This is a genomic window from uncultured Limimaricola sp., from assembly GCF_964022235.1.
GTDB lineage: Bacteria > Pseudomonadota > Alphaproteobacteria > Rhodobacterales > Rhodobacteraceae > Limimaricola.
Genome location: NZ_CAXHZL010000003.1, coordinates 195,920 through 222,248, shown reverse-complemented (window position 1 = coordinate 222,248; position 26,329 = coordinate 195,920). Strand labels below are relative to the sequence as shown.

The window sequence follows — 26,329 nt, the reverse complement described above, 5'->3', positions numbered from 1 at the left end:
CGGGGCTTGTTGTCAGGCCCTGCCGAACCGGGTAGCTTGCCCGCTTGTGTCTGCAACAATCCGGAACGGGACCAGATGACCCTGCGCGACAAGCTCAACGCTTCCCTCAAGGACGCGATGAAGGCCAAGGAGGCCGAGCGCCTCTCCACGCTGCGCCTGATCAATGCCGCAATCAAGGACCGCGATATCGCCGCGCGGGGGGAAGGCGAAGAGGGGCTGGTCTCCGACGAGCTCGTGCTCGCCATTCTGGGAAAGATGGTCAAGCAGCGTCAGGAAAGCGCGCGCGCCTATGATGAAGGCGGACGGCTGGAGCTGGCTGAAAAAGAACGCGCCGAGATCACGGTGATCGAGGAATTCCTGCCGCGTCAGCTGACCGAAGCCGAGACCGAAGCCGCCGTGGCCCAGGCCATTACCGAGACCGAAGCCACTTCGATCCGCGACATGGGCAAGGTCATGGCCGCCCTCAAGGGGCGCTACATGGGGCGCATGGACTTCGGCCGCGTCGGCCCGCTGGTGCGCGATCGCCTGAGCTGAGATTGCGGGAACGCGGGCGTTGTCCTTCGCGTTTTACGGTCGTCCAAGTCATGGAGGACCGACATGCCGGCACAATCCAAGGCGCAGCAGAAGGCGGCGGGCGCGGCGCTTTCGGCCAAGCGAGGCGACACGAAGGTCAAGGATCTCAAGGGTGCCTCGAAAGAAATGTACGACGACATGAGCGAGGCGCAGCTCGAAGACCTTGCGCAGACCAAGCGTGATAATCTGCCTGAAAAGAAGGGCTAAGGCCGCGCGCTAACGCTCTTGCATGAAGAAGGCGGCTCCCTTGCGGGGCCGCCTTTGTCGTTCTGGGGCCGTAGCCGCCTGCGGCTGCCGTCAGCGACGACGCGGGGGAGAGACGGGAATCGGGATCGGCCGGTGCTGCGGGCGGGGCTGCGGCAGCAGGGCGCCCACCAGTCCTTCGAGAATGGCGCGGCCAGTCTCGGCCAGCCTGCGGATCGTTTCTTTCGGCGCGGTGTGCTTGGGCATGACGAATCCTCCGTTGCCATGAAAATGCCCATGTTGGGGTTGGAGTTCCATGGCGACGTAACGACGCGGGGCACAACAAGCGTTTCAGCGCCGGGCAATCCGGGCCAGAATGCGTTGCAAATCCTCGGCCAAGGCTCGGCGTTCGTCCTCCGATAAAAACGCGCCAAGCTCCACTTCGCGTCCCGCGCCGCGCATCGTGAGATAGGCGGGCACCGGTCTCTCGCCCTCGTGCAGCTGCAACTCGACCCAATAGGGGTCGGCCTCCCAGACCCGGTCGGGATGGCCCCTCTCGCGGCGGACAAGGCGCATCCGCTCGGGGGTGATCTCCAACGATTCGAGGACCTCGCCGTCGCGGTAGCTGCGTGACAGTGCCCACCAGACCCCGGCCACGGCGGCGACGAGGAAGGGCAGCAAGGCCCAGAGCACCGGCGTGCCCAGCACCATGATCAGCGGCAACGCGATCAGCGCCGCGGTCCCGCCGATAAATCCCGCAAAGCCGCGCTTGGGCAGCGAGCGGTAGGGCCAGAGCTGCAGCGCGGCCCGCGGGGGGGCGTCATCAGCGGGGCGTTGCGTCCATTCAACGGGCATCGTTTGTCTCGGGGGGGGGGGGGCGGGATGAAAAAGGGCCCGGCGTTTCCGCCGGGCCCTGATCTCGTCTTGCGGGCCGTGCCGTCAGTGGGCGCGGCTGTGATCCCACTCGCTCTGCTTGGGGAGCGTCTCGAAGGTGTGCTCCGGCGGCGGCGAGGGCAGTGTCCACTCTAGCGTGTCGGCATATTCGTTCCACGGGTTCGCAAGGCCATGCTTCTTGCCCTTCAGCAGCGTGTAGAACAGCACCACGATGAAGAACACGAAGGAGGCGAAGGCGATGAAGGCGCCGATCGAGGAGACCATGTTCCAGGTAGCGAAGGCCTCCGGATAGTCGATGTAGCGACGCGGCATGCCCTGACGGCCGAGGAAGTGCTGCGGGAAAAAGGTGATGTTCGCACCGATGAACATCGCCCAGAAGTGGATCTTGCCCGCGAGTTCGGGGAGCATCTTGCCGGTCATCTTCGGGAAGTAGAAGTAGATCCCCGCGAAAATACCGAAGATGGCGCCCAGGCTCATCACGTAGTGGAAGTGCGCCACCACGTAGTAGGTGTCGTGATAGGCGCGGTCGATGCCGGCCTGAGACAGCACGATGCCGGTGACGCCGCCCACGGTGAACAGGAACAGGAAGCCGAAGGCCCAAAGCATCGGCGTCTTGAACTCGACCGAGCCGCCCCACATCGTCGCGATCCACGAGAAGATCTTAACCCCGGTTGGCACCGCGATGACCATGGTAGCCATCATGAAGTAGGACTGCTGCGTCAGCGACATGCCCACGGTGTACATGTGGTGCGCCCAGACGACGAAGCCGAGCACGCCGATCGCCACCATCGCGTATACCATCGGCAGGTAGCCGAAGATCGGCTTGCGCGAGAAAGTCGCGATCACGTGGCTGATGATGCCGAAGGCGGGGATGATGATGATGTAGACCTCGGGGTGACCGAAGAACCACAGGATGTGCTGGTAGAGGATCGGGTCGCCGCCGCCAGCGGGTTGGAAGAACGAGGTCCCGAAGTTACGGTCGGTCAGCAGCATGGTGATCGCGCCGGCCAGAACCGGCAGGGCCAGAAGGATCAGCCAGGCGGTGACGAAGATCGACCAGGCAAAGAGCGGCACCTTGTGCAGCGTCATGCCGGGCGCGCGCATGTTGAGGAAGGTGGTGATGATGTTGATCGCGCCAAGGATCGACGAGGCGCCGGAGACGTGCACCGCGAAGATCGCGAGATCCATCGACATGCCCGGCTCGGAGGTCGAGAGCGGCGGGTAAAGCACCCAGCCCACGCCAGAGCCCGCCTGACCGTTACCACCCGGCGCCAGAAGCGAGGCTACGCCGAGGCCAACGCCTGCGATGAACATCCAGAAGCTGAGGTTGTTCAGCCGCGGGAAGGCCATGTCCGGGGCGCCGATCTGCAGCGGCATGAAGTAGTTGCCGAAGCCACCGAACAGCGCCGGGATGACCACGAAGAACATCATCAGCACGCCGTGGTAGGTGATCGCGACGTTCCACATGTGGCCGTTGGGCGTGCAGGCCTCGGTGGCCGTGGGCACCCAAGAGCGCAGGATCGTGGTGAGCGGGTTGCCGGTCACGTTCTCGGTGCACATGAACTGCACGCCCGGCTGCATCAGCTCAAGCCGCATGTGCAGGGTCAGCATCACCGACAGCAGGCCCACGAAGCCCGCCGCGAAGAGATACAGGATCCCGATGTCCTTGTGGTTGGTGGACATGAACCAACGGGTGAAGAACCCCCGCTTGTCCTCGTGTCCGTGGCCGTGGATGGCGGCGTCTGCCATGTGGCTCTCCCGAGTTTGGTTGCCTGACGGGCCCGCACGCAGACTCGCGCAGGCAATTGGCGTCCTTCTAGAAGGAGAAGCCGGGCAGGGCAACGGTCACGGTGCCGCAGGAGTGCGCTCCGCGATGCTGTCGCGCGCAAGCCTCAGAGAGAGGCGGCGCGGCGCAACTCTCCGGCGAAGTAATCGGCAAAGCTGCGCTCGAGCGCGGTGTCGAGATCGGCCATGGTGACCGGCAGCCCCAGATCAACGAGGCTGGTGACCCCGTGTTCGGAGATGCCGCAGGGCACGATGCCATCAAAATGCGACAGCTCCGGCTCCACGTTGATCGACAGCCCGTGGTAGCTTACCCATTTGCGCAGCCGTATGCCCAGCGCCGCGATCTTGTCCTCGGCCATGGCCCCCGTGGCAGTCAGCGGCTTGTCGGGCCGCTGTACCCAGACGCCGACGCGTCCCTCGCGCAATTCGCCCGTGACGTTGAACTCGGCCAGTGTGCCGATGATCCAGCCTTCCAGCGATTTGACGAAGGCGCGCACGTCGCGGCCGCGACTTCCCACGTCGAGCATCACGTAGACCACGCGCTGGCCGGGGCCGTGATAGGTATACTGCCCACCACGCTTGCTGTGATGCACCGGAAAGCGGTCGGGGTCGGTGAGATCCGAAATCCTGGCGGAGGTGCCAGCCGTATAGAGCGGCGCATGCTCGACCAGCCAGATCGCCTCATCGGCCGAACCTTCGGCGATCGCCGTCGCGCGGGCCTCCATGGCAGAGACCGCCTCCTCATAGGGGGTCAGCCCGTCGCTCACGATCCAGTCCACCATTGTCGGCACTCCGTATCAAGCCTCGTCTCGGACGGGGTGGCGCGGGGGGGCGGAAAAGTCAAAGCCCGGAGTCGTCGCCAAGATTCTCGCGCTTGACGCCGGGTCCGGCAAAATTCGCTCTTGCGCTCCCCCGAAGCCCGAGGCTATGAGGCCGCCATCCTACCTGATCACGTGCGGTCGTGGCGGAATTGGTAGACGCGCAGCGTTGAGGTCGCTGTGGGGTAACACCCGTGGAAGTTCGAGTCTTCTCGACCGCACCATTCAGGCAGGCCCGCCGGCAAGGCGGGCCGCCGGATCTCCCAGAGCAGATGAGCTTCGAAGTGCAGGGCCGCGGAAACGCTGGCCCTTTTCCTGTGTCATGCGGTCGAAGCCAGTGTCGCCGAGGCTGAAATCTCGTCCCGTCTGCGTGGTCGCTTGGAGACTGAATCCGACATAGACATGTCTCTGCGCGACATCGAATAATCGCTAATGGCGAATAATCTATCTAAAAATCCCCCCAGGATTGTGCTGTAAAAGCGATCTGAGCATGCGGCATCGCGCCGCGTTGAAGCCCGCTACGCCCTTTCGTGCAAGCAGTCTGTGTCGTGCCTTTCGGGGTGTGACCCGGCGTAATATCTGCGTGTCGGCTATTCGGTTGCATTGCGCAGAGCACCTTGTTTTAGTCTCGGCTGACAAGCGCGGAAAAAATCCGCCGGCATAACAACAGGGAGCAAGGCTTGGCCCAGGGCTCGAGTTCAGAGGCGTTCGTGGAATTCGAACGCGTGCAGAAAAGCTATGACGGCGAGAAGCTCGTCGTGAAGGATCTCAACCTCTCACTGCCGAAGGGCGAGTTCCTGACCATGCTGGGGCCATCGGGCTCGGGCAAGACCACCTGCCTGATGATGCTCGCGGGCTTCGAGACTGCCACCCATGGCGAGATCCGCCTCGACGGCAAGTCCATCAACAACATCCCACCGCACAAGCGCGGCATCGGCATGGTGTTCCAGAACTATGCACTGTTCCCGCATATGACAGTGGGAGAGAACCTCTCCTTCCCGCTCGAAGTGCGCAAGATGGGCAAGTCCGAGCGCGAGCAGAAGATCGTGCGCGCGCTCGACATGGTGCAAATGGGCGAGTTCAAGAATCGCCGTCCGACCCAGCTATCTGGTGGTCAGCAGCAGCGGATCGCCTTGGCGCGGGCGCTGGTGTTCGAACCCGAGCTGGTGCTGATGGACGAGCCTCTGGGCGCGCTCGACAAGCAGCTGCGCGAGACGCTGCAGTTCGAGATCACCGATCTGGCGCACCGTCTGGGCATCACCGTGGTCTATGTGACGCACGACCAGACCGAGGCGCTGACCATGTCGGACCGAGTCGCAGTGTTCGACGATGGCCGGATCCAGCAGCTGGCCCCGCCCGACGAACTTTATGAAAAGCCTCAGAACAGCTTCGTCGCGCAGTTCATCGGCGAGAACAACACGCTCGAAGGCGTCATCGAGAAGATCGACGCGTCGTCCTGCCTCGTGCGGCTCGACGACGGCGAGCTGATCGACGCGCTACCGGTCAACGTGCACGAAGTGGGCCAGCGCACCCGCGTGTCGATCCGCCCCGAGCGGGTGGAATCGAACCCCGAACGCCTCACCGAAGGGGCGCACACGCTCCCCGCGACCGTGCAGGAGTTCATCTACATGGGGGACACCTTCCGCACGCGGCTTCGCGTGGCCGGACAGGATGACTTCATTATGAAGACCAGAAACGCGCCCGATCAGCCGCGGCTGAAGCCGGGTCAGGAAATCCGCATCGGCTGGCACGCCGAGGATTGCCGCGCGCTCGATCCCTGAGATCGACCGCGCACCGCGACCCCCGCAAAGGGGGCGCGGCCTATGCGGGGCGTCGTCACCCGGACCGCGTCCCCTTTCAAACCAAGAACCGGGTAACCAACGGGAGTTCCAACTCTATGAAAACCACTCGTCTTTTGACTGCGACCACCGCACTTGTGGCCGCTGCCACCGTCGCCGGGGCCGAGAGCCACGTCGAGATGGCCAACGAGATGACCATCATCAGCTGGGGTGGCGCCTATCAGCAGAGCCAGCTCAAGGCCTATGTCGAGCCCTACCTTGAGATGCACCCCGAGGTGACCGTTACCTGGGACGAAAGCTCGGCCGAAGCGGTCGCCAAGCTGCGCGCCCAGAACGAAGCCGGCAACGTCACCTGGGATCTGGTCGACGCCACCGCCGCCGACGCGATGCGCCTGTGCGACGAAGGTCTCGCGATGGAGATCGACGTCGACGAGGATCTCGCCCCGGCGCCGGACGGCACGCCCGCCTCCGAGGATTTCGGCGACATGCTGGTCTCCGACTGCTTCATCCCGCAGATCGCTTACTCCTACACCTTCGGCTACCGCAACGACGTGGCCGAGTGGGACGGCAAGCAGCCCGAGAGCATCTGCGACGTGTTCGACCTCGAGACCTTCCCGGGTCAGCGGTCGCTCGAGAAGCGCCCGCACAACAACCTCGAATGGGCGCTGATCTGTGATGGCGTCGCCTATGAGGACGTCTACGACGTGCTCGAGACCGAGGAAGGCCAGGACCGTGCTTTCGCCAAGCTCGACACCATCAAGGACGAGACGATCTGGTGGTCGGCCGGTGCCGACACGCCGCAGCTGCTCGCCGATGGCGAAGTCGTCTTCGGTTCGACCTACAACGGTCGCCTGTTCAGCCTGATCGTCGAGCAGGACCAACCCGTCAACATGATGTGGGACACCCAGTCCTACGACCTCGACGGCTGGATCATCCCCGAGGGCCTCGACGACGCCAAGCTCGCGCGCGTCAAGGACTTCCTCTACTTCGCGACCGACACCCAGCGTCTCGCGGATCAGGCCAAGTACATCTCCTACGGCCCGGCCCGCAAATCCTCCGCGCCGCTCGTGGGTGAGCACGCCGAGCTCGGGATCGACATGGCGCCGCACATGCCGACCAACCCCGACAACGCCAAGGGTGCCTTCGTGCAGAACTACGAATGGTGGGCCGACTATCGCGACGATCTGGACGCCAAGTTCCAGGCCTGGCTCGCGCAGTAAGACCGCGCGTCTGACGCGATGACGGGACGGGGCCGCCATGGCCCCGTCCCACCCCCAGTTCCGGAGGCATGATGACCGACAGCGCGACGACACCCCCAAAGCAGCCGATGGCGGCGCTTCCGGGCGGCGAGGTGACCGAAGGGCCGATGCTGGCCGCCGATGGCCGGCCGCTCAAGCACAGCCTGAATCGCGCGCTCAGGCGCGAAAAGCTGCGCGCCTTCCTGTTGGTCTCACCGCTGCTGATCTTCATCCTCGTGGCCTTCGTGGCCCCCATCGCCGACATGCTGTTCCGTTCGGTCGAGAACCAGATCGTCTCCGAGACGCTGCCGCGCACCGTTGCGGCCCTTCGCAAGGATCAGAACCTCCCCGAAGAAGCCCCCGGCGAGCCTGTCTACGAGGCGCTTTACACCGATCTGTTCATTGCCGCCGAGTACAAGAGCCACACCCGTCTCGGCAGCCGACTGAACTACGAATCTACCGGTCTCAGCTCGCTCTTCCGTGGCACCGGCCGCGACGTGGGCCGCTTTGATACCGATATTTACACCGACCAGTTCACCGAAGCCGACCCAGCGTTGGCCGATCCCGCGAACTGGGTCGACTGGATGGCCCGAGACGAGATCCGCGCGGCACTTCCCTTTGCGGCCGACGCTTGGGAGTCCTGGGTCGAGCTGACCGTCAAAGCCAACGAGGACGATCCGCTCGAGGAAGACGTGCCCGACTACGTCTTCACCGCACTTTACCGCGACCTCGCGAATGGCGCGGCTCCGGAAGGCTTTCCGAGCGTCGACGTCTCGGGCTTCGAGAGCGTGTCGATCAAGGCCTTGTTCGAGGAGAGCGATGACGACTGGCTCGACCCCGAGGTCTGGCAGGTCATCGAGACCTACAGCCCGAACTACACCGACGGCTATTTCCTCAACGCCGTCGACATGATGAACGGCCCTGGCGGCGAAGCACAGTGGCGCCCAGAAAGCGAGACGATCTATCTGACGCTGTTCTGGCGCACCATGTGGATGTCGCTGGCGATCACCTTCTCCTGCATCCTGCTGGGCTACCCGATCGCCTATCTGCTTTCGACACTGCCGATGCGCTCGGCCAACGTGCTGATGATCCTTGTGCTGCTGCCGTTCTGGACCTCGCTCTTGGTGCGGACCTCCGCGTGGAAGGTGCTGCTGCAACAGCAGGGCGTGATCAACGACACGCTGGTCTGGATCGGCCTGGTGTCGGACGCCAACCGCCTGACGCTCATCAACAACGCCACCGGCACGATCATCGCGATGACGCATATCCTGCTGCCTTTCATGATCCTGCCGCTCTATTCGGTGATGAAGACCATCCCGCCCTCCTACATGAGGGCTGCCAAATCCATGGGGGCCAACGACTGGACCGCCTTCTGGCGGGTGTGGTTCCCGCTTTCGGTGCCGGGCATCGGCGCGGGCTCGATCCTCGCCTTCATCCTGTCGATCGGCTACTACATCACGCCCGAGATCGTCGGTGGCACCACGGGCGTCTTCATCTCGAACCGGATCGCCTACCACATCTCGTCGTCGTTGAACTGGGGCCTCGCGGCCGCGCTGGGCACCATCCTGCTGGCGCTCGTGCTCACGCTCTACTGGGTCTACGACCGCATCGTCGGCATCGACAACGTCAAGCTGGGAGGCTGAGAGAATGGCTGCACTTCCCCCATATGCCTCGACCGGCCAGAGAATCTGGCACTATTCCTACCTCGTGATCTGCACGGCGATCTTCTTCTTCCTGATCGCGCCGATCCTCATCATCATCCCGCTGTCGTTCAACGCCGAGAACTTCTTCACCTTCACTCCGAAGATGCTGGCCCTGGATCCGGAGGGCTATTCGACCAAGCACTACCGCGACTTCTTCACCAATCCCGACTGGCAGGTGCCCTTGTGGAACTCGCTGAAGATCGCGCCCGTCGCGACCTTCCTGTCGGTGGCGCTCGGCACCCTCGCGGCGATCGGCCTGAGCCAACCGCACGTGCCGTTCCGCCGCGCGATCATGGCGATCCTGATCTCGCCGATGATCGTGCCGCTGATCATTTCGGCGGCCGGCATGTACTTCTTCTACAGCCGGATCGGCCTGCAGGGGACCTATTGGGGCGTGGTTCTGGCGCACGCCGCCCTTGGCATCCCCTTCGTGATCATCACCGTTACCGCGACGCTGGTGGGCTTCGACCGATCGCTAACGCGCGCGGCGGCGAACCTTGGGGCGGATCCGGTGCGCACCTTCTTCAAGGTGCAGATGCCGCTGATCCTGCCAGGTGTGGTCTCGGGCGGCCTGTTCGCCTTCATCACCTCTTTCGACGAGGTGGTCGTGGTGCTCTTTGTCGGCTCCGCCGGGCAGAAGACGCTGCCGTGGCAGATGTTCACCGGTCTGCGCGAGCAAATCTCGCCCACGATCCTCGCGGCTGCGACGGTGCTGATCTCGATCTCGGTGGTGCTGCTGGTGACGCTCGAATTCCTGCGGCGCCGGTCCGAGCGGCTGCGCGGCATGACGCCGGGCTGAGGGGCGGCAACCCTTCCTATGCAACGGCGAAAGCGCCCCGTAGGTCATCTGCGGGGCGTTTTACGTTGAACAGTCTCAGGGCAGCAGCGCCAGCCAGACCGTCGCGGTCAGGATCGAGGCCGCCGTGCCGATCAGCACCGCCGAGGCCGCGACCCGCTTGGCGTGGCCATACATGCTGGCAAAGAGATAGGCGTTCACCCCCGGGGCCATGGCCGCCGTGATGATGCCCGAGCGGAACGCCGGTACCTTGAGCCCCGCGACCGACCCGAGACCCCAGACCACCGCCGGGTGCAGCACCAGCGACACCGCTACCACGAAGAGGATCACCCGCATGTCGCCCTCGGGGCGGTAGCGATAAAGCACACCGCCCAGCCCGAAAAGAGCCGCGGGCAGGGCCGCGCGGGCCATCAACTCCAGCGCCTCGACCAGCACCTCTGGCAGCGGCAGGCCCGACAGGTTCACCAGAGCTCCCAAAAGGATGCCGAGAATCAGCGCATTGCGTCCCATGCCACGCAGCACCTTGCCCGGCAGATGCCGCAACGATCCGCCCTGCGCGCGGACGATTTCCATCGCGGTGATGCCGACCGCATAGCAGAACGGCGAATGCAGCGCGATGATCGCGAAATTGGCCTGCAGCGCGTCCGGGCCATAGGCGCGCTCGGTGATCGGCAAGCCGAGCAGCAGCGAGTTGGAGAACAGGCCGACAAAACCGATCGCGACCGCATCCTCCCAAGAGCGTGCGAAGATCAGTCGCGCACCGAGCATGCCCGCGAAGAACCCCGTCAGCGCCCCGGCGTAGAAGCTGCCCAAAAGGGCGAGGTCGAACTCCTGTGCCAGATCAAGCCGGGCGATGGCGAGAAACAGCAGGCAGGGGATCGCAAAGCCTTGGCTGAACCGCATGAGACCGTCGATAGCAGGCTCGCCGATCCAGCCGCGCCAAGAGGCGAGATAGCCAAAGCCCAGCACCAGAAACACCGGCAAGGTCACGGTGAGCAGCAGGATCATCTCTCATCCCTCGCGCGGGGCGAGGCCGCGACTTTGCGTGTTTGCGAAGATGAAGGGGCAGGGGGCCCTCGGCCTAGATGTCGAACGACAGTGTCATCCCGTCATACGCAGGGCTCACATGCTCGGGCGTCTCGGCCGCGACGGTGGCGTAATCGAGGTCGTAATGCATGTTGGTCAGTACCGCGCGCCGAGGGGCGGCGCGGGCGATCCACTCCAGCGTCAGCGCGAGATGCGCGTGGCTCGGATGCGGGTTGCGGCGCAGCGCGTCGACGATCAGGCAATCGAGCCCATCCAATTGCCGCCATGCCGCGTCGGGGATCTCGTTGACGTCGGGTAGGTAAGCCATACCGCCGCAGCGCAGGCCGAGCGCCGTGATGTTGCCATGCACGAGGTCGAAGGGTGTCAGGCGGATCTCGCCGCCCGCACCATTGATGACCACATCGCCTTCGATCTGATGCAGGTCGCAGATCGGCGGATAGTCTGAGCCTGCGGGCGTCTCGAAGGCATAGCCGAAGCGCGCCATCAGCGCCTCGGTCGTAGGCGCGTCGGCCCAGCACTGCAGGCGTGCGCGCATGTTGTAGGCGATCATCCGCAGATCGTCGATGCCATGCACGTGGTCTGCATGGGCATGGGTCCAGACCACGCCATCGAGCTTGCCCACTTCGGCGCCAAGCATCTGCGCGCGCAGGTCGGGCGAGGTATCGATGAGAACGCGGGTTGCGCCATCTGGCCCGTGACGGGTCAGCAGCAGCGAGCAACGGGTGCGCGCGTTGCGCGGCTCGTCCGGGTCGCAGTCGCCCCAAAGATTGCCAAGGCGCGGCACGCCCCCGGAGGAGCCGCAGCCTAAAATGCGCGCCTCCAGCCGGTCGCTCATGCGGGGCTCCAGCCTGCAGCCTTGGAGAACAGCCGGTCGAAGTTGGCCGAGGTCCGAGCCGCGAACTCGGGCAGGGAAAGGCCGAACAGCTCCGCACCGACCTTGGCCGTATGCGCGGTATAGGCTGGTTCGTTGCGGCGACCCCGGTGGGGCGGCGGCGCAAGATAGGGACTGTCGGTCTCGACGAGGATGCGGTCGAGGGGGGCATTGCTGAAGATCTCGCGCAGCTCTTTGGAGCGCGGGAAGGCAGCGATGCCCGACATCGAGAGGTAGAACCCTAGGTCCAGCGCCGCACGGCCCAATTCAGCAGAGGAGGAGAAGCAGTGCATCATGCACTGATATTCGCCCGCCGCATGCTCCTCGGCCAAGATACGGGCCATATCGTCATCGGCATCGCGCGCATGGATGATCAGCGGCAGGCCGGTTCGACGCGCGGCCTCGATATGGATGCGCAAGGACTCCTGCTGCACCGGCTTGCTCTCCGCGGTGTAGTGGTAGTCGAGTCCGGTCTCGCCGATGCCGACCATTTTGGGGTGCTCAGCCAGTGCCACGAGGTCCTCGACCGAGGCCAGCGGCTCGTCGGCGGCGCTCATCGGGTGGGTGCCAACGGCCCAGAACACCGGATCATGCGCCTCCGAGATGGCGCACACGGAGTCCGCATTCTTGAGCTTGGTGCAAATCGTGACCATCCGGGTCACGCCCGCATCGAGTGCGCGAGCGATCACCGCCTCGCGCTCATCGGCGAAGTCGGGAAAGTCGAGGTGGCAATGCGCGTCGACGAGTTGGAAATCTGGAGAAGTCATTTGGCCTCAGGCTGCGGCGACATCGGTCGCCATCGCTTCGATCCTCAAGAGCATATCTAGAAGCAGCGCCGAAGGGTCAAGGTTGACCGCCCGCCCGTGCCGCGCCCGCGCCGACAACTCTTGCTGGAGCTCCGCCACGCGCCGCGCCGCCCGCGCATCAGGCGCCAGCGTCATGAGCAGCCGCGCCTCGCCCGCTGCCCCCTGTAGGTCCGGCTCGCCCATCAACCCCGCGCGGGCGGCGCGGGTGAGCAGCAGGTCGATCAGGTCGAGCATCAGCGGAAACCGCGTTTCAGCCCCCTTGCCGGCGCAGGCATCGGCCATGGCGATGGCGCGGGGGCGGTCGATATGAGGCAGCCCCGAAAGCAGCGCCACGAGATCGGCATAGAGCGCGCGCCCGTCGGCCTGCGCGATCCGGGCCGCGCCGCCGACCGATCCCGCAGCCAGCACTGAAAGCGCCTCCGGCGCCTCGCTGGCGACACCGGCCTGAGCCAGCGCCTCGGCCAAGGGGGCAGGCTCCAAGGGGCGCAGCCGCAGCACCCGGCAGCGCGAGCGGATCGTCGGCAGCAGCGCCGAGGGCTGGTGCGAGATCAGCATCAGCGTCGTGTTGGCGGGTGGTTCTTCCAGCTCTTTCAAAAGCGCGTTGGCCGCCGAGACGTTCATCTCGTCGGCGGCGTCGACGATCACCGCGCGGTGGCCGCCATCGGTAGAGCTGAGATGGAAAAAGCTCTTGAGCTTGCGCATCTCCTCGACCCGGATCTGCGCCGAAATGCGGTCGCCCTTGTCGTTGGGGCCGCGCCTCAGAACGAAGAGGCGCGGGTGCGATCCGGCCCGGATGCGCCGCAGATCGGGGTGATCGGCGGCCATCTCCAGCCCCTCGGAGGCGTCGCGCCCCGCAAGCAGATGCGCCGCGATGCGGTAGGCGAGTGTCGCCTTGCCCACGCCCATCGGCCCGGTGATGAGCCAGCCCGAATGCATCCGCCCCCCGGCCTGCGTGGCCAGAAATTCGGTCACTGCCGCGTCCTGTCCGATAAGCCGCGACGTCTCGCGCGGATGCGGCAGGCCGGGCAGGCCCGTCGGGTCGGGAAGATCCTCGCTCATGCAGTGGCCCCGGCGCGGGGCAGGGCAATGGCGGAGATCTCTGCGGCCACGGCTTCGGGCGTGCGGTTGCCGTCGATCACGCGGAACCGGTCCGGGGATTGCGCGGCGAGGTCGAGAAACCCCGCGCGCAGGGTTTCTTGGAACCCAAGGCCCATGTCCTCGAACCGATCTTCGCCGGAACGCCGCGCAAGACCCCGCGCCAGCGCCGTCGCGGGATCCATGTCGATGAGAAAGGTGAGATCCGGCTCGGTGCCGATCATCAATGCGTGCAGCCGGTCCACCGTGTCGCGCAGATCGCCGCGCGTGGCTCCCTGATAGACACGGGTGCTGTCGGCAAAGCGGTCGGTGATGACGGTGTGGCCTGCATCGAGGGCCGGGCGGATGGTGCGCTCCAGATGGTCGCGCCGTGCGGCGGTAAAGAGCAGGAGTTCGGTTTCTGCTGACCAGCGCGTCGGATCGCCGGTCAGCACGAGCTGCCGGATTTCCTCGGCGCCGGGGCTGCCGCCCGGCTCGCGGGTCAGTATCGTCTCGCGTCCCGAGGCGCGCAGCGCTTCGGCCAAGAGCCGCGTCTGCGTGGATTTGCCGGAGCCGTCGATGCCCTCGAAGCTGATGAAAAGGCCGGAGGTCACCGGATCAGGTTTCGTCTTCGGTGGCAGGCTCCGCCTCGGGATCGGCTTCGGGCGCGACCTCGGTTTCGGGCTCCGGCGCCGGAGCCTCCGCCAGAGGGTCGAGGCCCGGCAGGGTCAGCCCTTCGGGGCCGAAACGGTCGAACAGCACCGAGGCGGCGACCTTGACGCGCGGCACGAAGCCGCCTCGCGCCACGGCGGTCTCGGCGACCAATGGCACCCGCGTCGCGGGCAGCCCCTCACGCGCGATCACCAGTTCGGCAAGCTGCTGGCCTTTTTCGATCGGGGCCTCGATCGGGCCTTGATAGACGACCTCGGCGTCGACCTCGTCCTTCGAGGTCGCCGGAAGCAGCAGCGACAGGTCTTCGCCCAGAGCCAGTCCGACACGGTTGCGCTCGCCCATCCATACCTCGGCCTCCGAGATCCGCGTGCCGGCTTCGCCGACGTCGCGCTGCGCAAACTGGCGGAACGACCAGTTGACGAGCCGCTCAGCTTCGACCCGGCGCGATTCCGTGCTGTCGAGACCGGTGACCACGAAGATCACCCGCCGCTCGCCCTGCTTGGCCGAACCAACGAGGCCATAGCCCGCCTCGGAGGTGTGACCGGTCTTGAGCCCGTCGGCCCCGATGCCCAAGCCCAGGATCGGGTTGCGGTTCTGGCTGTTGGAGGGCACGCGGCCATCGAACGCGAACTCCTGCTCGGCGAAGATCGGGTAGAAGGTCGGGAAGTCGGAGATCAGGTGGCTGGCGAGAATGCCGAGATCGCGCATCGACATGCGCTGACGCGGGTCGGGCCAGCCGTTGGAGTTGGCGAAGGTCGAGTTCATCATTCCCATTTCGCGCGCGCGCTCGGTCATCAACCGTGCAAAGCCGGCCTCCGTCCCATCGGGCGAAAGCGCTTCGGCCAGCACCGCCGAGGCGTCGTTGCCCGACAGCACGATCACACCGCGCAGCAGGTCCTCGACCCGCACCCGGTCGGTGGTGTCGAGAAACATCGACGATCCGCCGTAGGAGGCGGCGTGCTCGGAAACCGGCAGCCGCTGCTCGATCGAGAGCCGCCCCGAGGCGATCGCCTCGAAGGCCATGTAGAGCGTCATCAGCTTGGACATCGACGCAGGCGGCAGGGCCTCGTCGGCGTTCTTGGCGAGAAGCTCGGTTCCCGTGGTGTGATCGAGAACATAGGCCGCGCGGGCCGGTGTCTCGAAGCCCTGCGCATGGGCGAGGGGCGTGAGGGCGACGAGGGTCGCGGCGGCGAGGAAGACGGCACGGATCATCAAGGTCGCTCCGGTCGGTTGTCGGGCCACACGGTGGCGGCCGGGAAGGATGGTCGAAGCCGAGCCATCGAGCGGCCCGGTCTCGGGTCAGTTTCGCACGAAATAGGCGTCCGTGAAGCCCAATGCCTTGACGCGAGCCAACGCCGCATCACGCGCATCGGTGGTCGCGGCGGGGCCGACGACGACGCGCCAGTAGTCCGCGCCCTGGATCTCGGAGGCGACGACGCGTGCGGCCAGCCCCTCAACCTCCATCGCCGTGGCCGTGTTGCGAGCGTTGGCCTCGACCGAAAAAATGCCGAGTTGGATGTAGGGCCGGTCGAGGCCGCTGGCCGATGCGGGCACTTCGGCCGGGGCAGGGCTGCGCGCCTCCGGGGCTGCGGCAGCAGGCGCGGCGGAGGCTGCGGTCGAGCCCTCGGAAGGCGGCAGCGGCACGGCGGCGATCGGCGTGGGATCATCAAAATCCGTGGTGGCCCCCGGTGCTTCGGGGGCGGCGGTTTCATCACGGCGCAGCGCTGTGACGTTGAGCTTGGCGGGCGCGCCTGCGAGCATGCCGAGCGCCTCGGCGGCTTCCGAGCTAACCTGCAATGCGGGGCCGGAGCTCTCGCGCTCGCGCCGGAACAACGCGCCGATCACGAAGCGGCCGTTGGCCTCATTGCGGATGACGACCTGTCCGATCTGTTCGACATCGACCTCAGGGTAGGCGACCCAGACACCGCCGAGCGAGGGACGCCCGTCCCACAAGCCGGATTCTGTGACCTGAAACACGCCCGGAGCCTCCACGTCGCGCGAAACGATCTCGGTGCGGCTGGCGTCGCCGGGACCCGTGGCAGAGCCGGTCTCGCCGCAAGCGCCGAGCGCGAGCAGCGTGCCCAGCAGCATGGAGACCGGCCGCGCAGGAATGGTGGCTGGCATGTGTCGTCCCTCGATTGCCCGCTCGGACCGTTGCCCGGTCCGCTCTTGTCTATCGGTCGCTGCCCGCGGTCGTGCGATCGGCGACGCGAGGCGAACATATCGGGGGGCGTGCGGCATTGAAAGCCGGTAGCGCGTCGGCTCGCGGAAAATCGCGTGATCGAACCTCTTTCCGAATCGCGGCGCAGTGCTTAGGCCGGGGCCGCCGGAGGAGTGGCAGAGTGGTCGATTGCAGCGGTCTTGAAAACCGCCGTGCGTGAGAGCGTACCGTGGGTTCGAATCCCACCTCCTCCGCCAGAAGCATGGGGAAAATACCTTGTTTTGAAAGGCTTCCAAGGTGGATAGTGCCCCCCCCAATTCCCAATTTGTGAAGCGCGCGTTATCTAGCTGGCATCGGTTCCTAGAGCCTGACGGTGAAGTTTATATCCGCCCCCACCAAAGGGGGCATCCGCGAGCGGTTCCTAGCAAGATTTTTAGCCGCTAAACCCCGGGACATCGTAAGTCGGAAGGGGATTAGCGGCAGGACCCGGCGGTCTGTACTCCCATTCGAATACTACAGTTCGGCGGTTTCGGATTGACGCTGGCCAGCGAGTGCCGAGTGGCCCCGCCATGGCTTGCGTCAGCCAAGCCGCGCCGCGACCTGACTTGCTTACCTTCCACGCCTGCAGCCCCCGCAGCGCGCCCGGAAGTACGTACCATAGAGTGGGAGCACTACCCTGATGGGCGGCGACGTCGTCCGCGAATGGCGTGACGCCCATGACCGCCCTTCAGTGTGGACCGTCGCAACCCCACCTTGGTCACCGATGCTGCAAGGAGGGTAGGGGCGGTCATGCCATCAATGCCGTGTAGAGCTCATGCGTGTGCCTGAGGTGAGGCGTCAGGGATGCCCCCACTCCCAATGAGAAGAGGGAGGGGGGGTCCTTCAATCAACGTCGGAGAACGGCCAATCAAGCCTGAGGTGTTTTTCTTTTTCGAGAGGCAGCGGCCATCGCGCCGAAAGCGCCGAGTAATAGAATGCCGGATGCTGGGACTGGCACCGGGCTAACCCAATCGGGTTCCGGTGTCCCTTCGATAAGCCCATACGTAGCGTAGAAATCGACGTCATAATCATTGTATGATGGTGTGTATTCAGAGAGCATCTCATATCCATCAACCACAACAATACCGCCGAGATCTGTTAATGGTGCGCTGAAGGAAAGATCAATTTCTAGGTCATAGAATGTGGTGACCCGATCAGACCAAGTATGTTTGAACTGCTTATTGAAGTTAAGCTCAGAGAGTGGGTGGTCGACGCTGATGGGGCGAATTTTAGAAAAGTGAGAAAATGCAGTACGCAGGTCGTATTCTAGTATTTTGCCAATCTTTTGATCAAAAACTAAGTATCCGCGCCATGCCTCATCATAATTACCATAGGAAACAACATTTTCAAAAGTCCACCTTACAGGTACAGCCTGCGCAGTAGTGGCGGTAGTGACAATCGCTGCAGCAATGGCGAGATTTCTAAAGCCGTTCTTTTTCATAAAGATCATCCAAACAAAACAGGTCATTCGACTCAACCAGGTGGCGAGCGCCTTGCATCCTATAGGAAATATGCGGCCATACACCTAGATTCGTCCACGCCATGGCTTTTTACCGCCAAGCCGAGCGGCAACGGTGGTTTGCTTCCCTTCCGGGTCTGTCAGGCCCTGCAACGCGCCCGGACGTGCGTGCCATAGATCAAACGCACCAGCCCGGGAGGCGGCAACCTCATCTTCGAACAAAGTCACCCCTGTGACCACGACCAGTTGGCTTTCCATATGCGCTCGTATCGCCATGTCTACAGGCAGAGCCTTTGCAATCGGAACGGCAAGACTCCGGTAGTCTATCTGGAGCGCTCGCTAGGACTGTGCGATTGAAAGTGGCGATTGAGTAAGTGGCCATGTCTGTCCGATGTTTGGAAATGTTGAGCTGCCAGATAGCCCGGTCGATAGCCCGGACCTCCCGTAACAGACCATTGATTGCACGCCGGGTCTCAATCCATTCCTGCGACCGTATGCCAAGGCGGTAGGATGGGTGGCCCTCGCCCGCGGGGTGTCCACCACGCGCACCGTGGAAGCGACAGACGGTCCATCCTCTGACAGCCGGTCCTTTGCTCCGGATGCCGGTTCATTTGGATGTGGCGATGTATCTAGGAATAGGATAGTGCGTCCTTGCCCGACGGCATCGCACGTTCTTGGCCTGAGAAGTTAAGAGAACTGTGAGGTTGCAAGCCCGTCTTAGCCTTGCATCACTAGTTGCAGGCCACGGAACCACTTCTGCCAGTCGCTCTATTTCAATCGTTGCACAGGCCTGCTTTCGCCGGTGGAAGGGTTCACTAGCATTACTAGGTCTATCGGCTCGCGGGTCGGCGGCTCATACATGCTGGCCACGCCGCATAGTGTCAGCGCCTTCTCCAGATCTGCTGCCATCATCTTGCTACGGCCCGGCGGTCGGCTATCGGAGGCGGACTGCGGTAGGATCGAGAGTTGCCGGTTCGGCGTTATGTGGAGCACGATTGGGACGGCTGTCTCTTCATGTCCAGACAGCGGGGTTTCGGCCAGGCAAGACGATATCCAGTTGCGGACCTTACGCCATTCGCCGGGCCGCATGTGGGCGACCCTCGCGTCAGCCCGGTCGCTCTCAATAATCGCCTCCTGAATGGGCGGTTCGAGCTGCGGCGTCATACGTCGCTTCGCCTCCGCGTAGCCGATGGTTGAAAGCAGGGCGGCGCCGATCAGTCCGCTGCGGAGTGCAATACGCTTCAAGAAAACCTCCTCGGGAACCGCCAAGGGGGCGGCGCCGCAGGAAAAGCCAAGAATCACTTCGGAATTGCTGGCTGAAGCATACTCCTGTCGCGCGAGTCGCTCCATTGGATTTCGACTGCTCGGATGGGCTACATCCGGCCTAGGTGGCCCGCAGTATGCGAACCAACTCGTGAATTTCGCGTCTTGCCGTGGTCCATTCTCGGCCGCGTTTTCCGTGCCTATAGGAGGGATGGTTTTTACCTGTAGAATGCCCGCCGCCTGCGCCGTGAAAGCGGCAGACAGCCCATCCTCTGACCGCCGGTCCTTTGCACCGGACGCCCGTTCGCTTGGACGTAGCGGTGCATCTGGGGGCCGCGTGGGCCTTGCTCATGGGGTTGTCGTCAACCTTCATGTTGTGACCTCCCCCCATGCTGCACGTTGCCGACGACAGCCTGTCCGCCGCTCTTGACCGTGACGCGCTCCACTCGAACAGTCTGCTGTACCTTTGCTCGATGCTTCTTCAATGCCTTTATTTGAGCGAGGTAAGTGCGGGAAAGCCGCGTTATGGAGCGCTCTAGGCTTTCCCGCACCTGATAGCCGCCGCTTGTGTCCACCATGCGTCGCGTCATCTCAGTCATCGCCGTGTGGGTGGCCGTCATCTGCACGACCAGCATAGCCTCGATGCCGTCACGGGGTTCGATCTCGACAGCCATCGCGGCAAGTAGGTCGCGGTCGTTCTCGCCTGACTTGCCCAGCGCCGAGATGGCCGAATGCATGAGGCTGAATGCCGCTTCTCTGGTTTGCGTCCCGAACAATTCCCGGAGTTGGTCGGGGCAATTGGTCGTGATGTTAACGGCACCATCGGGGGAGGTGCTGAAGACCGGTGTCCGGCGGCGTCGTTGTGCTTCGGTTGGTAGCTGTGACATGACCCGTTCCTTACAGGGGAGTGGTATATATTAGCGGCCCACCTCAGAACCCGACGCGGCAGGCGAATCCGGCCTGACGGGTTCCGGAGCGGACCCATGGCGGGGGAGGTGGTTTCGAAGCGGACCCATGGGGCAGGCTGACGGGTCCGCTACGGAACCGTGTTCTGTTTTTGGCTGCCGCGACCGCCAGTCGTTCGAGGCCGTGCTTTGCGGTTTCCTGTCCTCAGGCTTGATCGTGATGCGCCATTCATTGGCTTGGCGGCCATACCAGTTGCCCGGCTTGGTCAGTACCAGAAAGCCCTTGTCCTGTAACTCGACCAAAGCGCGCTGGGCGGTTGCCTTCCCGATGCCCAGGATGTCGGCGGCCTCGTTGAGCGACAGGAACAGCCTGCCGTTGTTGCAGCCGTTGTAGCGGGTGTGCAGTTCGAGAAAGGCCTTGATGGCCGGACCCGACAGCGCACGCCAAGCAGGCGACTTGAGTAGCGCGTAGGGGAGGGGGGCATATTGCCCCTCCTCCGGTCGCTTGCCTTTGCGGCCTCTAGCCATGGTGCGGCCCTCCATAGGCGAGGGAGGCGATAAGCCGGGCCGTGGGTTCGGGCAGGCCGTGCTTGCGCATGATGCGCCGGGCACTGGGCGGCACAATGCGAGGCGGGGCCTTGGGGAGCGGTAGGGTCATCGCTGAGCCTCCCTTCCCATTGATGTGACCTTGACCGCGCAGGCCAGCCGATAGCGTGCGTGGTGCCCCTTATAGGCCCCCTCGTGGGGTTCCATCTCCGTCTCGATGGGAATGCCCAGCTTGCGCAGGTCATGGACGTATCCCGACCAACGCGGTGCGGGGCCCTCTAGCGTGCTGAGACCACGCGGCCCAGCCAACGCGAGATGATGCATGGTCCAGCCCAAGCGGCCCTTGAGTGTGAGCGTGCGGAGGCATTCGCCCTCCCGCAGAAGAACGTTCACTATCATTTAGATAGCCTCTTTCAGTGAGAGGCGGGTTAGGGTATGAGATGCCTAGTCACAGACTACCCCAGCGCCCGCACTCTCGTTTGAGTAGCGGGTGTTGTTTTACCCGATTTCAGAGTTGGCGATTGGACGGCTGGCAAGCCAATCCTGCACGGCATTTTCCGGCCATGCGACCGCGCGTTCGCCCAATCGGACGGGTCGCGGGAATTGCCGCTTTTGCATCATCGCATAGAGGCTGGACCGACTTAGGCCAGTCATGTGTTCGACGTCGGGACGTCGGAGGTGGCGTTGGGTCACGCGCTATCCTTTGCGACTTGACCCCCGGAATCACTTGCGTGCTGGCCGGGCGGGTTTAAGGTCAGGCCTAGGACATTGATACCGTCAATTCCGTCCTAAGGCCCGTCGTTCCGGTTCTGATCAACCGGAGGGCGGGCTTTCTTGTATCGCACTGGATCGTGAAAGCGCCCTATGGACTACTATGGCGCGTAACATAGCACGTCTCAAACTACAGGTTGTGTTTGACACAGCCTTATCCACAAGAAATTGCGGGTTTGCCACAACACGAAATCGCGGCTGAGCCCCAATTTTGCATCGTCAATTTCGATCCACGCGCGGCCTAGGTAGAGGTCCCTGTGGATGAATTGCCCCCAGTGTGGATGAACACGAGATCAGAGTTTGCGGTCGAAGTCGAAGATTGCCGTAGTCCTGCCTCGGGTCGGCCGATCAGCGGGGCCAGACCTCCGACGGGTTGCCGCGCCACGTCACTCGCATGTGGCCCAAGCGCACGGAGGAGGTGCTGGATGAAGGCTCGGTCTACTGGGTGATCAAGGGCGTGATCCTGTGCCGCCAGCGCGTGATCCACTTTGAGGAGGTGGATTGCGGCGATGGCATCCGCCGCTGCGCCAACGTCTGCGACCCCAATTTCAAGCGGGCGTTTCAGGGCTGGAGATATCTTAAGCCCGAGGACGCACCGCGCAGCCTCGCGCCGGGACGCGAAGCCGAACGGCTGCTGACTCCCATGCTGCAGGCGGCACTGTCCGAGATCGGCATCCTCTAGATCCTCATCTTGTCCTCGTGCGCGTCGAGCGTGGCGCATTGTGATCGTCGAGCGTGTCGAGATTCGTAGCCCCTCAACACCTGCCTTTTACCTTGACGACGAAAAGCTTGCTGCTAGCCAAGTCGCCCACGTTTCCATCAACTCGCGTCGCTTCTCGAACAGATCCGACCGCGCATAAGCAGCTTCGGCTTTGTCTCGAATCACATGCGCCAGCGCCGCCTCCGAAACCTCACGAGGCGCATTGGTTTGCTCCTGTGCCCATGTCTTGAAGGAGGTGCGGAAGCCATGGACGTCGACGTCAAAGCCGAGTTCTTTGACCAACTTGGCAAGGGTCATGTCCGACAAGGGGCGTCCCGCTTTCGCACCGGGGAACACAAGGCCGGACCCGGTGCCCAGCGCCTGCGCCTGACGTAGCACTGCGACGGCTTGCGCGCTGAGCGGCACGCGATGTTCGCGGCCCGCTTTCATCCGCTCACCCGGTATCGTCCAGATGGCCCGGTTCAGGTCCATCTCGGACCAATCCGCCATCCGGACCTCACCCGAGCGGCAGGCCGTCAGGACCAGCAGTTCGAACGCCAGCTTGGTGAAGGGGTTGGCCTTGGATGCGCGGACGGCCTTGAGGCAATCCGCGACCTCGCCGTATGGCATGACCCTGCGATAGCGCTGGGCGTGGCTCTGACGGGGCAGGGCGCTTGAAATGGATTCGGCGGGGTTGTCCTGCCGCCATCCTTGGGCGACCGCCCGTTTCATTGCGGTGCCGATCCGTTGGCGCACCCGTCGCGCGGTCTCGGGCTTTTCGAGCCATATCGGTTGCAGGACCGCCAGAACGTCGGCGGTGGTGATGTCGGGCACGCGATGCCCGCCGATGTTGGGAAATGTATAGGTCTCCAAGGTGGAGAAGAATTGTGCGGCCTTGCTTTGCATTACGCCATGACGGGGCATGGATGGAATGCACCTTTCGTGCCACCTCCTCGAATGTGAGCGTCGCCTATGCCTCGCGCTTGGCCTTGAGGGGGTCGCCCCCCTGCCGAGCCTCCCTGCGGTTCTCCTGCGCCGTCTCACGCGCTTGGGCGAGGCTGACGAGCGACACCGAGCCAAGGCCGATTTCTGTTCGCTTGCCCCGGGTGACGATGCGCTGCACCCATCGCCGTGCGCCGTTGGCGTAGACCCTGAGGAAGGGCCCGTGACCGTCGGTTTACTTGCCGAGGGTCTTTATAGTTCGAACGAATGCGGCAGACAGCGCCTTCTCCGGATGCTGTCCCGATTTTATACCCGTCCGCCCGTCCTGACCGTCCGCCATCGCGTCCTCTATTCTTGTCTAGAATATGGGGACGTAGCTGGAGCCCATAAGCGCCGTATGCGATGCAAACTCCTGTATTTTATGCGCTGTCGGAACGGGTTGGAATGAATGGGGGCGGACACCTCCTTCGCCAGTAGCATGCAGCATATCCGGGCTTTTATAGCCCTCAAGTGGGCCTCCCTTTGATACCTGCCATACGAGGTCCGGTGCTTTTACACCGTCGCGGTCGAGGCCGCCGTCTCGAGGCGGGCGAGCTCCGATGTCAACTTGGGGCCGCCGAGGTCGAGGCACTCTGCGAGTGTCTTGATCCTCCAGCGCCAATCCAATTTCCTCAAAGCCTGGTGGTGATTATATTGCGCGATGAATGGAGACCAGCTTGCAGCCGCTTCCTGAAGAGCTGCGACGTTATGGGAAAGGTCGATGCGATCGAAGTCCAACGTCGCGCCGGGCCAGAGTAAATCTTCAGCGGAGGGGTCCCCGAACGGCTGTACTCCGGCAATTACCGCTCCTGCGGCAAGCGCGTCGGTCCATCGGCCGGTCACGTATTCTTTTAGCGGATGGGTGTAAGGTGCGGGTGCTGCGAGATTTGAGTGCGCTATCACAAACTTCGCCTGTCCGTAATAGCGGCATAGGTCGCGATGGCCCAACGAAGGGTCGGTCGGATCCTCGGGAAGAAATGGCGGGCGTCCAGCAAATTGCAGTCCCGCTGCGTTGCAGACCGACAGACTGCGTGGGTCGTCGTCCCACTCCGGAGGCTGCCTTCCGACTCTTAGAACGTCAACTGGTCGCTCGGCTGCGCTTGAGCCGAGATCGAGAACGTCTGCTCCCCAACCAAGATGCAGCGTGCGTCCGGGCGCGAGGCGCTCATAGAAGTCCGCTTCACCTTTCTGCATGTAAACAACCAGATCGAAATGGCGCATCAGCCGTGCCGAAGGAGCCCATTCGGTCCAGAAACTGTCAACGATCCAAAGTGCTCGGAAGCGTCGAGGGTGATCGAAGTCATCCAACGCCATCAGAGATTTCACCTCTCCGGGTGACTTGGCCAAGTAAATAACCCCCGGTGAAGGCCCCCGCCGTGAGCGGGTGAATGTCTGCCGCAAATTGGAAAGTCGCGATGTGCCTTGTAAGGTCGGTCGTTGCAGATTGAGGGCCAGCAATCGTGCCGCAAGGTGGGCAAAATGTTCGATTGGCCCCCAGCCGCGATCACCGTTGTCCCCGAACACCAGTGAAGGGCGCGACGACGGAGCCTCAGCAGCCGTTGGTGAAATATTTTGCATCATCTTCATTTTCTTGCTTGAGCCGAGACAGGTCGAAGCCACCGGTCGTCGTTTCTCGCATGCAACTATCCTGTCCAGTCAAGCCCTCGAAGCTGGTACGCGAGAGTCTGGCTTCGCGTCCTCTATGCGACCCAGATTGGCCTGTCTTCAATCCTTATATTCCGGTGTATTTTCTTGGGTTTGAACAACAGGGTGCGGCGTTCCCAGACCGCCATGACAGAACCTATCCCTATATTGGATCGACGTGGCAGTGGGGATAGTGGCCGAACCACGTCAAATCGCCCCGCAAGCCTGATCCCTTGCTGTGTTTTCAGGCTGCGGGTGCGGCCATTTGAGCTGGCTGGCGGTTATTGTCGGGCCCGCACCGTGCCAGGCACGGATGTCCGGTGGACAAGCCGTCGGGCAGCGGGTCAGTCTGATACGCGGGCGATCAAGGGCGGGGGTGTGGTCATGGCAGGCAGAAACAGCGCGGTCGGGGCGCTCGATCTGCTGAAGGTCGAGGTGCTCGCCGCGCGGATCGAGGCCTTTGGCCGGGCCGATCCCGATGCGGGTAATCTATGGCGGTCCGAGATGGCGGTGGCCGAGGCGGTGGCTTCCGTGGCGCTCGAAGGGCGGCGGGTGTCCGAGGCCGACCTGCTGCCGCGAGTCGCGGGCGGCGGTGCGGGCGGTGCTGCCACGCGAGGCGATCCTGTGGCGGGCGAATTGGCGCTCGGGCTGATCCGCGCGCTCAAGGCGCCGGGCGATCCGATCGCGCGACCCGATGACACCATCGCGCGGCTGGTGCGCAGGGCAGGCGGGCTCAGCACAGCAGAGCAGGGGGTGGCAGCGGGCGATGACAGTCTCGCTTCAGGCGCGTTCGGTACCGCTCTTGCGGCACTGCGCCCGAACGATCCGCCGATCCTCGCGGCGCTGCGCGTGAGCGCGGCCTACGGGCGGACGAGCGGCCGCGCGAACCCGATGGTCGAGCGGGCGCTGTTCATGGCGGTCGAGGGCGCCCGCCGCCGGGCAACGCCGGGGCCGGGTGGCGCCGTGGCCTTCGAGGAGGACCCGATGCGTGGCCTGTCGGGGCGGGTCGACGCCGATTGGGTGGCGACCCCGGCGCTGGCGTTGTCGGTGGGTCGCTACCGGCCTTGGTCGCCGGGGAGTGCTGCCGGGCTGACGGATCTGATCGAAGGGTTGGGTGCGGTGCTGGGCATGGAGATCGGCCGGATCGGTCGGGCACGCGAATGGCTCAGGCGGGCGCGGGCCTGTGGTGAGGGGCGGCATGGACGCTCGCGGCTGGGCGATGCGGCGCAGGCCTTCGCCTCGGCGCCCTGCCTTACATCGGGGCACTTGGCCGACCGCATCGGCGTCACCCCGCGCGGCGCCACCAACCTGATCGACGCGCTGGTCGAGCAGGGGCTCCTGCGCGAGATCACGCGGCGGCGCACGGCCCGGATCTGGTCGGTGCCGGGTCTGGCCGAACGGCTTGCCGTCCGGCCACGCAAGCCGGGGCCTGGGGCCGCGTCGACGGCCGTGGCCTCCGGTTTCCCGGAGGCCGATACCGATCCGCGGGCCGGACGTGAGGCAATGACGCGCGCCTTTGCGGACTTGGATGCGGCGCTGGGCCGGGCCGACGCGCTTTTGGGGCGTCGCGGCAGCAGCTGAGGCGCAGGCCGGTTCCCGCC

General features: G+C 64.0%; 26 protein-coding genes, 2 tRNA genes and 1 pseudogene. 10 read left to right on the top strand and 19 right to left on the bottom strand.

The window, feature by feature from the left end; all coding sequences use genetic code 11:
* Positions 1-75 precede the first annotated feature (75 nt).
* Together AADJ02_RS05715 and AADJ02_RS05710 are read left to right on the top strand one after the other, a co-directional pair.
* Positions 76-534: a GatB/YqeY domain-containing protein gene (locus tag AADJ02_RS05715; RefSeq protein ID WP_341212032.1), complete on the top strand. Its 459-nt coding sequence runs from the start codon at positions 76-78 to the stop codon at positions 532-534.
* 63 nt (positions 535-597) lie between these two features.
* Positions 598-780 (top strand): DUF3008 family protein, encoded by a 183-nt coding sequence (locus AADJ02_RS05710; protein WP_341212031.1) that lies wholly within the window; start codon positions 598-600, stop codon positions 778-780.
* Between the two features lie 90 nt (positions 781-870).
* Here the strand turns inward: AADJ02_RS05710 and AADJ02_RS05705 are convergent, their stop codons facing one another.
* The 4 genes from AADJ02_RS05705 to lipB all read right to left on the bottom strand — a co-directional run bounded on the left by AADJ02_RS05705 (position 871) and on the right by lipB (position 4,217).
* Entirely contained in the window at positions 871-1,023 is a 153-nt protein-coding gene (locus AADJ02_RS05705; protein ID WP_341212030.1) for a hypothetical protein, read from the bottom strand.
* An 84-nt stretch (positions 1,024-1,107) separates the two neighbouring features.
* Positions 1,108-1,611: a DUF2244 domain-containing protein gene (locus AADJ02_RS05700; protein WP_341212029.1), complete on the bottom strand. Its 504-nt coding sequence runs from the start codon at positions 1,609-1,611 to the stop codon at positions 1,108-1,110.
* A gap of 84 nt (positions 1,612-1,695) precedes the next feature.
* Positions 1,696-3,399, bottom strand: coding sequence for a cytochrome c oxidase subunit I (gene ctaD / locus AADJ02_RS05695; RefSeq protein WP_341212028.1), 1,704 nt, complete (start codon positions 3,397-3,399; stop codon positions 1,696-1,698).
* Between the two features lie 143 nt (positions 3,400-3,542).
* A complete protein-coding gene (lipB, locus tag AADJ02_RS05690; protein WP_341212027.1) occupies positions 3,543-4,217 on the bottom strand; it encodes a lipoyl(octanoyl) transferase LipB in 675 nt (224 codons plus the stop codon).
* Between the two features lie 173 nt (positions 4,218-4,390).
* On the opposite strand from lipB, the gene AADJ02_RS05685 reads away from it, so the two are divergent.
* The 5 genes from AADJ02_RS05685 to AADJ02_RS05665 all read left to right on the top strand — a co-directional run bounded on the left by AADJ02_RS05685 (position 4,391) and on the right by AADJ02_RS05665 (position 9,792).
* Positions 4,391-4,477: transfer RNA gene (locus tag AADJ02_RS05685), tRNA-Leu, on the top strand.
* Positions 4,478-4,933: 456 nt separating this feature from the next.
* A complete protein-coding gene (locus AADJ02_RS05680; protein WP_341212026.1) occupies positions 4,934-6,034 on the top strand; it encodes an ABC transporter ATP-binding protein in 1,101 nt (366 codons plus the stop codon).
* 116 nt (positions 6,035-6,150) lie between these two features.
* On the top strand, positions 6,151-7,272 hold the full coding sequence (locus tag AADJ02_RS05675; protein ID WP_341212025.1) for an extracellular solute-binding protein: 1,122 nt from the start codon (positions 6,151-6,153) through the stop codon (positions 7,270-7,272).
* Positions 7,273-7,379: 107 nt separating this feature from the next.
* Positions 7,380-8,933: an ABC transporter permease gene (locus AADJ02_RS05670; RefSeq protein WP_341212223.1), complete on the top strand. Its 1,554-nt coding sequence runs from the start codon at positions 7,380-7,382 to the stop codon at positions 8,931-8,933.
* 4 nt (positions 8,934-8,937) lie between these two features.
* Complete coding sequence (locus tag AADJ02_RS05665) at positions 8,938-9,792, top strand: ABC transporter permease (protein WP_341212024.1); 855 nt, start codon at positions 8,938-8,940, stop codon at positions 9,790-9,792.
* A gap of 75 nt (positions 9,793-9,867) precedes the next feature.
* Here AADJ02_RS05665 and AADJ02_RS05660 read toward each other — a convergent pair whose 3' ends face one another.
* From AADJ02_RS05660 to AADJ02_RS05630, 7 genes are all read right to left on the bottom strand, one after another.
* Positions 9,868-10,797, bottom strand: coding sequence for an AEC family transporter (locus AADJ02_RS05660; RefSeq protein ID WP_341212023.1), 930 nt, complete (start codon positions 10,795-10,797; stop codon positions 9,868-9,870).
* 73 nt (positions 10,798-10,870) lie between these two features.
* Positions 10,871-11,671, bottom strand: coding sequence for an MBL fold metallo-hydrolase (locus AADJ02_RS05655; RefSeq protein WP_341212022.1), 801 nt, complete (start codon positions 11,669-11,671; stop codon positions 10,871-10,873).
* Positions 11,668-12,474 carry a TatD family hydrolase gene (locus AADJ02_RS05650; protein WP_341212021.1) on the bottom strand — a complete coding sequence of 269 codons (807 nt, stop codon included), beginning with the start codon at positions 12,472-12,474 and terminating at the stop codon, positions 11,668-11,670. Before AADJ02_RS05650 ends, AADJ02_RS05655 begins: the two co-directional genes overlap by 4 nt.
* 6 nt (positions 12,475-12,480) lie before the next feature.
* On the bottom strand, positions 12,481-13,572 hold the full coding sequence (locus tag AADJ02_RS05645) for a DNA polymerase III subunit delta' (protein ID WP_341212020.1): 1,092 nt from the start codon (positions 13,570-13,572) through the stop codon (positions 12,481-12,483).
* Positions 13,569-14,201, bottom strand: a complete 633-nt coding sequence (gene tmk, locus AADJ02_RS05640; RefSeq protein WP_341212019.1) for a dTMP kinase — start codon at positions 14,199-14,201, stop codon at positions 13,569-13,571. The genes AADJ02_RS05645 and tmk overlap by 4 nt, the downstream gene beginning before the upstream one ends.
* Before the next feature lie 4 nt (positions 14,202-14,205).
* The gene (locus AADJ02_RS05635) at positions 14,206-15,471 is read right to left on the bottom strand and encodes a D-alanyl-D-alanine carboxypeptidase family protein (RefSeq protein WP_341212018.1); all 1,266 of its coding nucleotides are present in this window, start codon (positions 15,469-15,471) and stop codon (positions 14,206-14,208) included.
* 87 nt (positions 15,472-15,558) lie between these two features.
* Positions 15,559-16,383, bottom strand: a complete 825-nt coding sequence (locus tag AADJ02_RS05630) for an SPOR domain-containing protein (RefSeq protein ID WP_341212017.1) — start codon at positions 16,381-16,383, stop codon at positions 15,559-15,561.
* A gap of 204 nt (positions 16,384-16,587) precedes the next feature.
* Here AADJ02_RS05630 and AADJ02_RS05625 point away from each other — a divergent pair.
* A tRNA-Ser gene (locus tag AADJ02_RS05625) sits at positions 16,588-16,677 on the top strand.
* Between the two features lie 650 nt (positions 16,678-17,327).
* Here AADJ02_RS05625 and AADJ02_RS05620 read toward each other — a convergent pair.
* From AADJ02_RS05620 to AADJ02_RS05600, 5 genes are all read right to left on the bottom strand, one after another.
* Positions 17,328-17,909: a VPLPA-CTERM sorting domain-containing protein gene (locus AADJ02_RS05620; RefSeq protein ID WP_341212016.1), complete on the bottom strand. Its 582-nt coding sequence runs from the start codon at positions 17,907-17,909 to the stop codon at positions 17,328-17,330.
* A gap of 777 nt (positions 17,910-18,686) precedes the next feature.
* The gene (locus AADJ02_RS05615) at positions 18,687-19,268 is read right to left on the bottom strand and encodes a hypothetical protein (RefSeq protein WP_341212015.1); all 582 of its coding nucleotides are present in this window, start codon (positions 19,266-19,268) and stop codon (positions 18,687-18,689) included.
* 275 nt (positions 19,269-19,543) lie between these two features.
* Entirely contained in the window at positions 19,544-20,068 is a 525-nt protein-coding gene (locus AADJ02_RS05610; RefSeq protein WP_341212014.1) for a hypothetical protein, read from the bottom strand.
* Between the two features lie 30 nt (positions 20,069-20,098).
* Positions 20,099-20,614 (bottom strand): helix-turn-helix domain-containing protein, encoded by a 516-nt coding sequence (locus tag AADJ02_RS05605; RefSeq protein ID WP_341212013.1) that lies wholly within the window; start codon positions 20,612-20,614, stop codon positions 20,099-20,101.
* Positions 20,615-21,130: 516 nt separating this feature from the next.
* A complete protein-coding gene (locus tag AADJ02_RS05600; RefSeq protein ID WP_341212012.1) occupies positions 21,131-21,325 on the bottom strand; it encodes an AlpA family phage regulatory protein in 195 nt (64 codons plus the stop codon).
* Between the two features lie 439 nt (positions 21,326-21,764).
* Between AADJ02_RS05600 and AADJ02_RS05595 the strand changes: the two are divergent.
* Positions 21,765-22,085, top strand: a pseudogene (locus AADJ02_RS05595) (DUF1489 domain-containing protein); the annotation flags it as partial.
* An 87-nt stretch (positions 22,086-22,172) separates the two neighbouring features.
* On the opposite strand, the gene AADJ02_RS05590 reads toward AADJ02_RS05595, so the two are convergent.
* From AADJ02_RS05590 to AADJ02_RS05580, 3 genes are all read right to left on the bottom strand, one after another.
* Entirely contained in the window at positions 22,173-23,009 is an 837-nt protein-coding gene (locus AADJ02_RS05590; protein ID WP_341212011.1) for a site-specific integrase, read from the bottom strand.
* Positions 23,010-23,073: 64 nt separating this feature from the next.
* Positions 23,074-23,226, bottom strand: a complete 153-nt coding sequence (locus AADJ02_RS05585) for an Arm DNA-binding domain-containing protein (protein ID WP_341212010.1) — start codon at positions 23,224-23,226, stop codon at positions 23,074-23,076.
* A gap of 371 nt (positions 23,227-23,597) precedes the next feature.
* The gene (locus AADJ02_RS05580) at positions 23,598-24,671 is read right to left on the bottom strand and encodes a hypothetical protein (RefSeq protein WP_341212009.1); all 1,074 of its coding nucleotides are present in this window, start codon (positions 24,669-24,671) and stop codon (positions 23,598-23,600) included.
* Positions 24,672-25,112: 441 nt separating this feature from the next.
* Here AADJ02_RS05580 and AADJ02_RS05575 point away from each other — a divergent pair, with 441 nt between their 5' ends.
* The gene (locus AADJ02_RS05575) at positions 25,113-26,309 is read left to right on the top strand and encodes a hypothetical protein (protein WP_341212008.1); all 1,197 of its coding nucleotides are present in this window, start codon (positions 25,113-25,115) and stop codon (positions 26,307-26,309) included.
* Positions 26,310-26,329 lie beyond the last annotated feature (20 nt).

Bases quoted from the DNA above. Each gene is read 5' to 3' on its own strand.
- AADJ02_RS05715 (WP_341212032.1), top strand. From the start codon at position 76: ATGACCCTGCGCGACAAGCTCAACGCTTCCCTCAAGGACGCGATGAAG.
- AADJ02_RS05710 (WP_341212031.1), top strand. From the start codon at position 598: ATGCCGGCACAATCCAAGGCGCAGCAGAAGGCGGCGGGCGCGGCGCTT.
- AADJ02_RS05705 (WP_341212030.1), bottom strand. From the start codon at position 1,023: ATGCCCAAGCACACCGCGCCGAAAGAAACGATCCGCAGGCTGGCCGAG.
- AADJ02_RS05700 (WP_341212029.1), bottom strand. From the start codon at position 1,611: ATGCCCGTTGAATGGACGCAACGCCCCGCTGATGACGCCCCCCCGCGG.
- ctaD (WP_341212028.1), bottom strand. From the start codon at position 3,399: ATGGCAGACGCCGCCATCCACGGCCACGGACACGAGGACAAGCGGGGG.
- lipB (WP_341212027.1), bottom strand. From the start codon at position 4,217: ATGGTGGACTGGATCGTGAGCGACGGGCTGACCCCCTATGAGGAGGCG.
- AADJ02_RS05675 (WP_341212025.1), top strand. From the start codon at position 6,151: ATGAAAACCACTCGTCTTTTGACTGCGACCACCGCACTTGTGGCCGCT.
- AADJ02_RS05670 (WP_341212223.1), top strand. From the start codon at position 7,380: ATGGCGGCGCTTCCGGGCGGCGAGGTGACCGAAGGGCCGATGCTGGCC.
- AADJ02_RS05665 (WP_341212024.1), top strand. From the start codon at position 8,938: ATGGCTGCACTTCCCCCATATGCCTCGACCGGCCAGAGAATCTGGCAC.
- AADJ02_RS05660 (WP_341212023.1), bottom strand. From the start codon at position 10,797: ATGATCCTGCTGCTCACCGTGACCTTGCCGGTGTTTCTGGTGCTGGGC.
- AADJ02_RS05655 (WP_341212022.1), bottom strand. From the start codon at position 11,671: ATGAGCGACCGGCTGGAGGCGCGCATTTTAGGCTGCGGCTCCTCCGGG.
- AADJ02_RS05650 (WP_341212021.1), bottom strand. From the start codon at position 12,474: ATGACTTCTCCAGATTTCCAACTCGTCGACGCGCATTGCCACCTCGAC.
- AADJ02_RS05645 (WP_341212020.1), bottom strand. From the start codon at position 13,572: ATGAGCGAGGATCTTCCCGACCCGACGGGCCTGCCCGGCCTGCCGCAT.
- AADJ02_RS05635 (WP_341212018.1), bottom strand. From the start codon at position 15,471: ATGATCCGTGCCGTCTTCCTCGCCGCCGCGACCCTCGTCGCCCTCACG.
- AADJ02_RS05630 (WP_341212017.1), bottom strand. From the start codon at position 16,383: ATGCCAGCCACCATTCCTGCGCGGCCGGTCTCCATGCTGCTGGGCACG.
- AADJ02_RS05620 (WP_341212016.1), bottom strand. From the start codon at position 17,909: ATGATCTTTATGAAAAAGAACGGCTTTAGAAATCTCGCCATTGCTGCA.
- AADJ02_RS05615 (WP_341212015.1), bottom strand. From the start codon at position 19,268: ATGGAGCGACTCGCGCGACAGGAGTATGCTTCAGCCAGCAATTCCGAA.
- AADJ02_RS05610 (WP_341212014.1), bottom strand. From the start codon at position 20,068: ATGTCACAGCTACCAACCGAAGCACAACGACGCCGCCGGACACCGGTC.
- AADJ02_RS05605 (WP_341212013.1), bottom strand. From the start codon at position 20,614: ATGGCTAGAGGCCGCAAAGGCAAGCGACCGGAGGAGGGGCAATATGCC.
- AADJ02_RS05590 (WP_341212011.1), bottom strand. From the start codon at position 23,009: ATGCAAAGCAAGGCCGCACAATTCTTCTCCACCTTGGAGACCTATACA.
- AADJ02_RS05580 (WP_341212009.1), bottom strand. From the start codon at position 24,671: ATGAAGATGATGCAAAATATTTCACCAACGGCTGCTGAGGCTCCGTCG.
- AADJ02_RS05575 (WP_341212008.1), top strand. From the start codon at position 25,113: ATGGCAGGCAGAAACAGCGCGGTCGGGGCGCTCGATCTGCTGAAGGTC.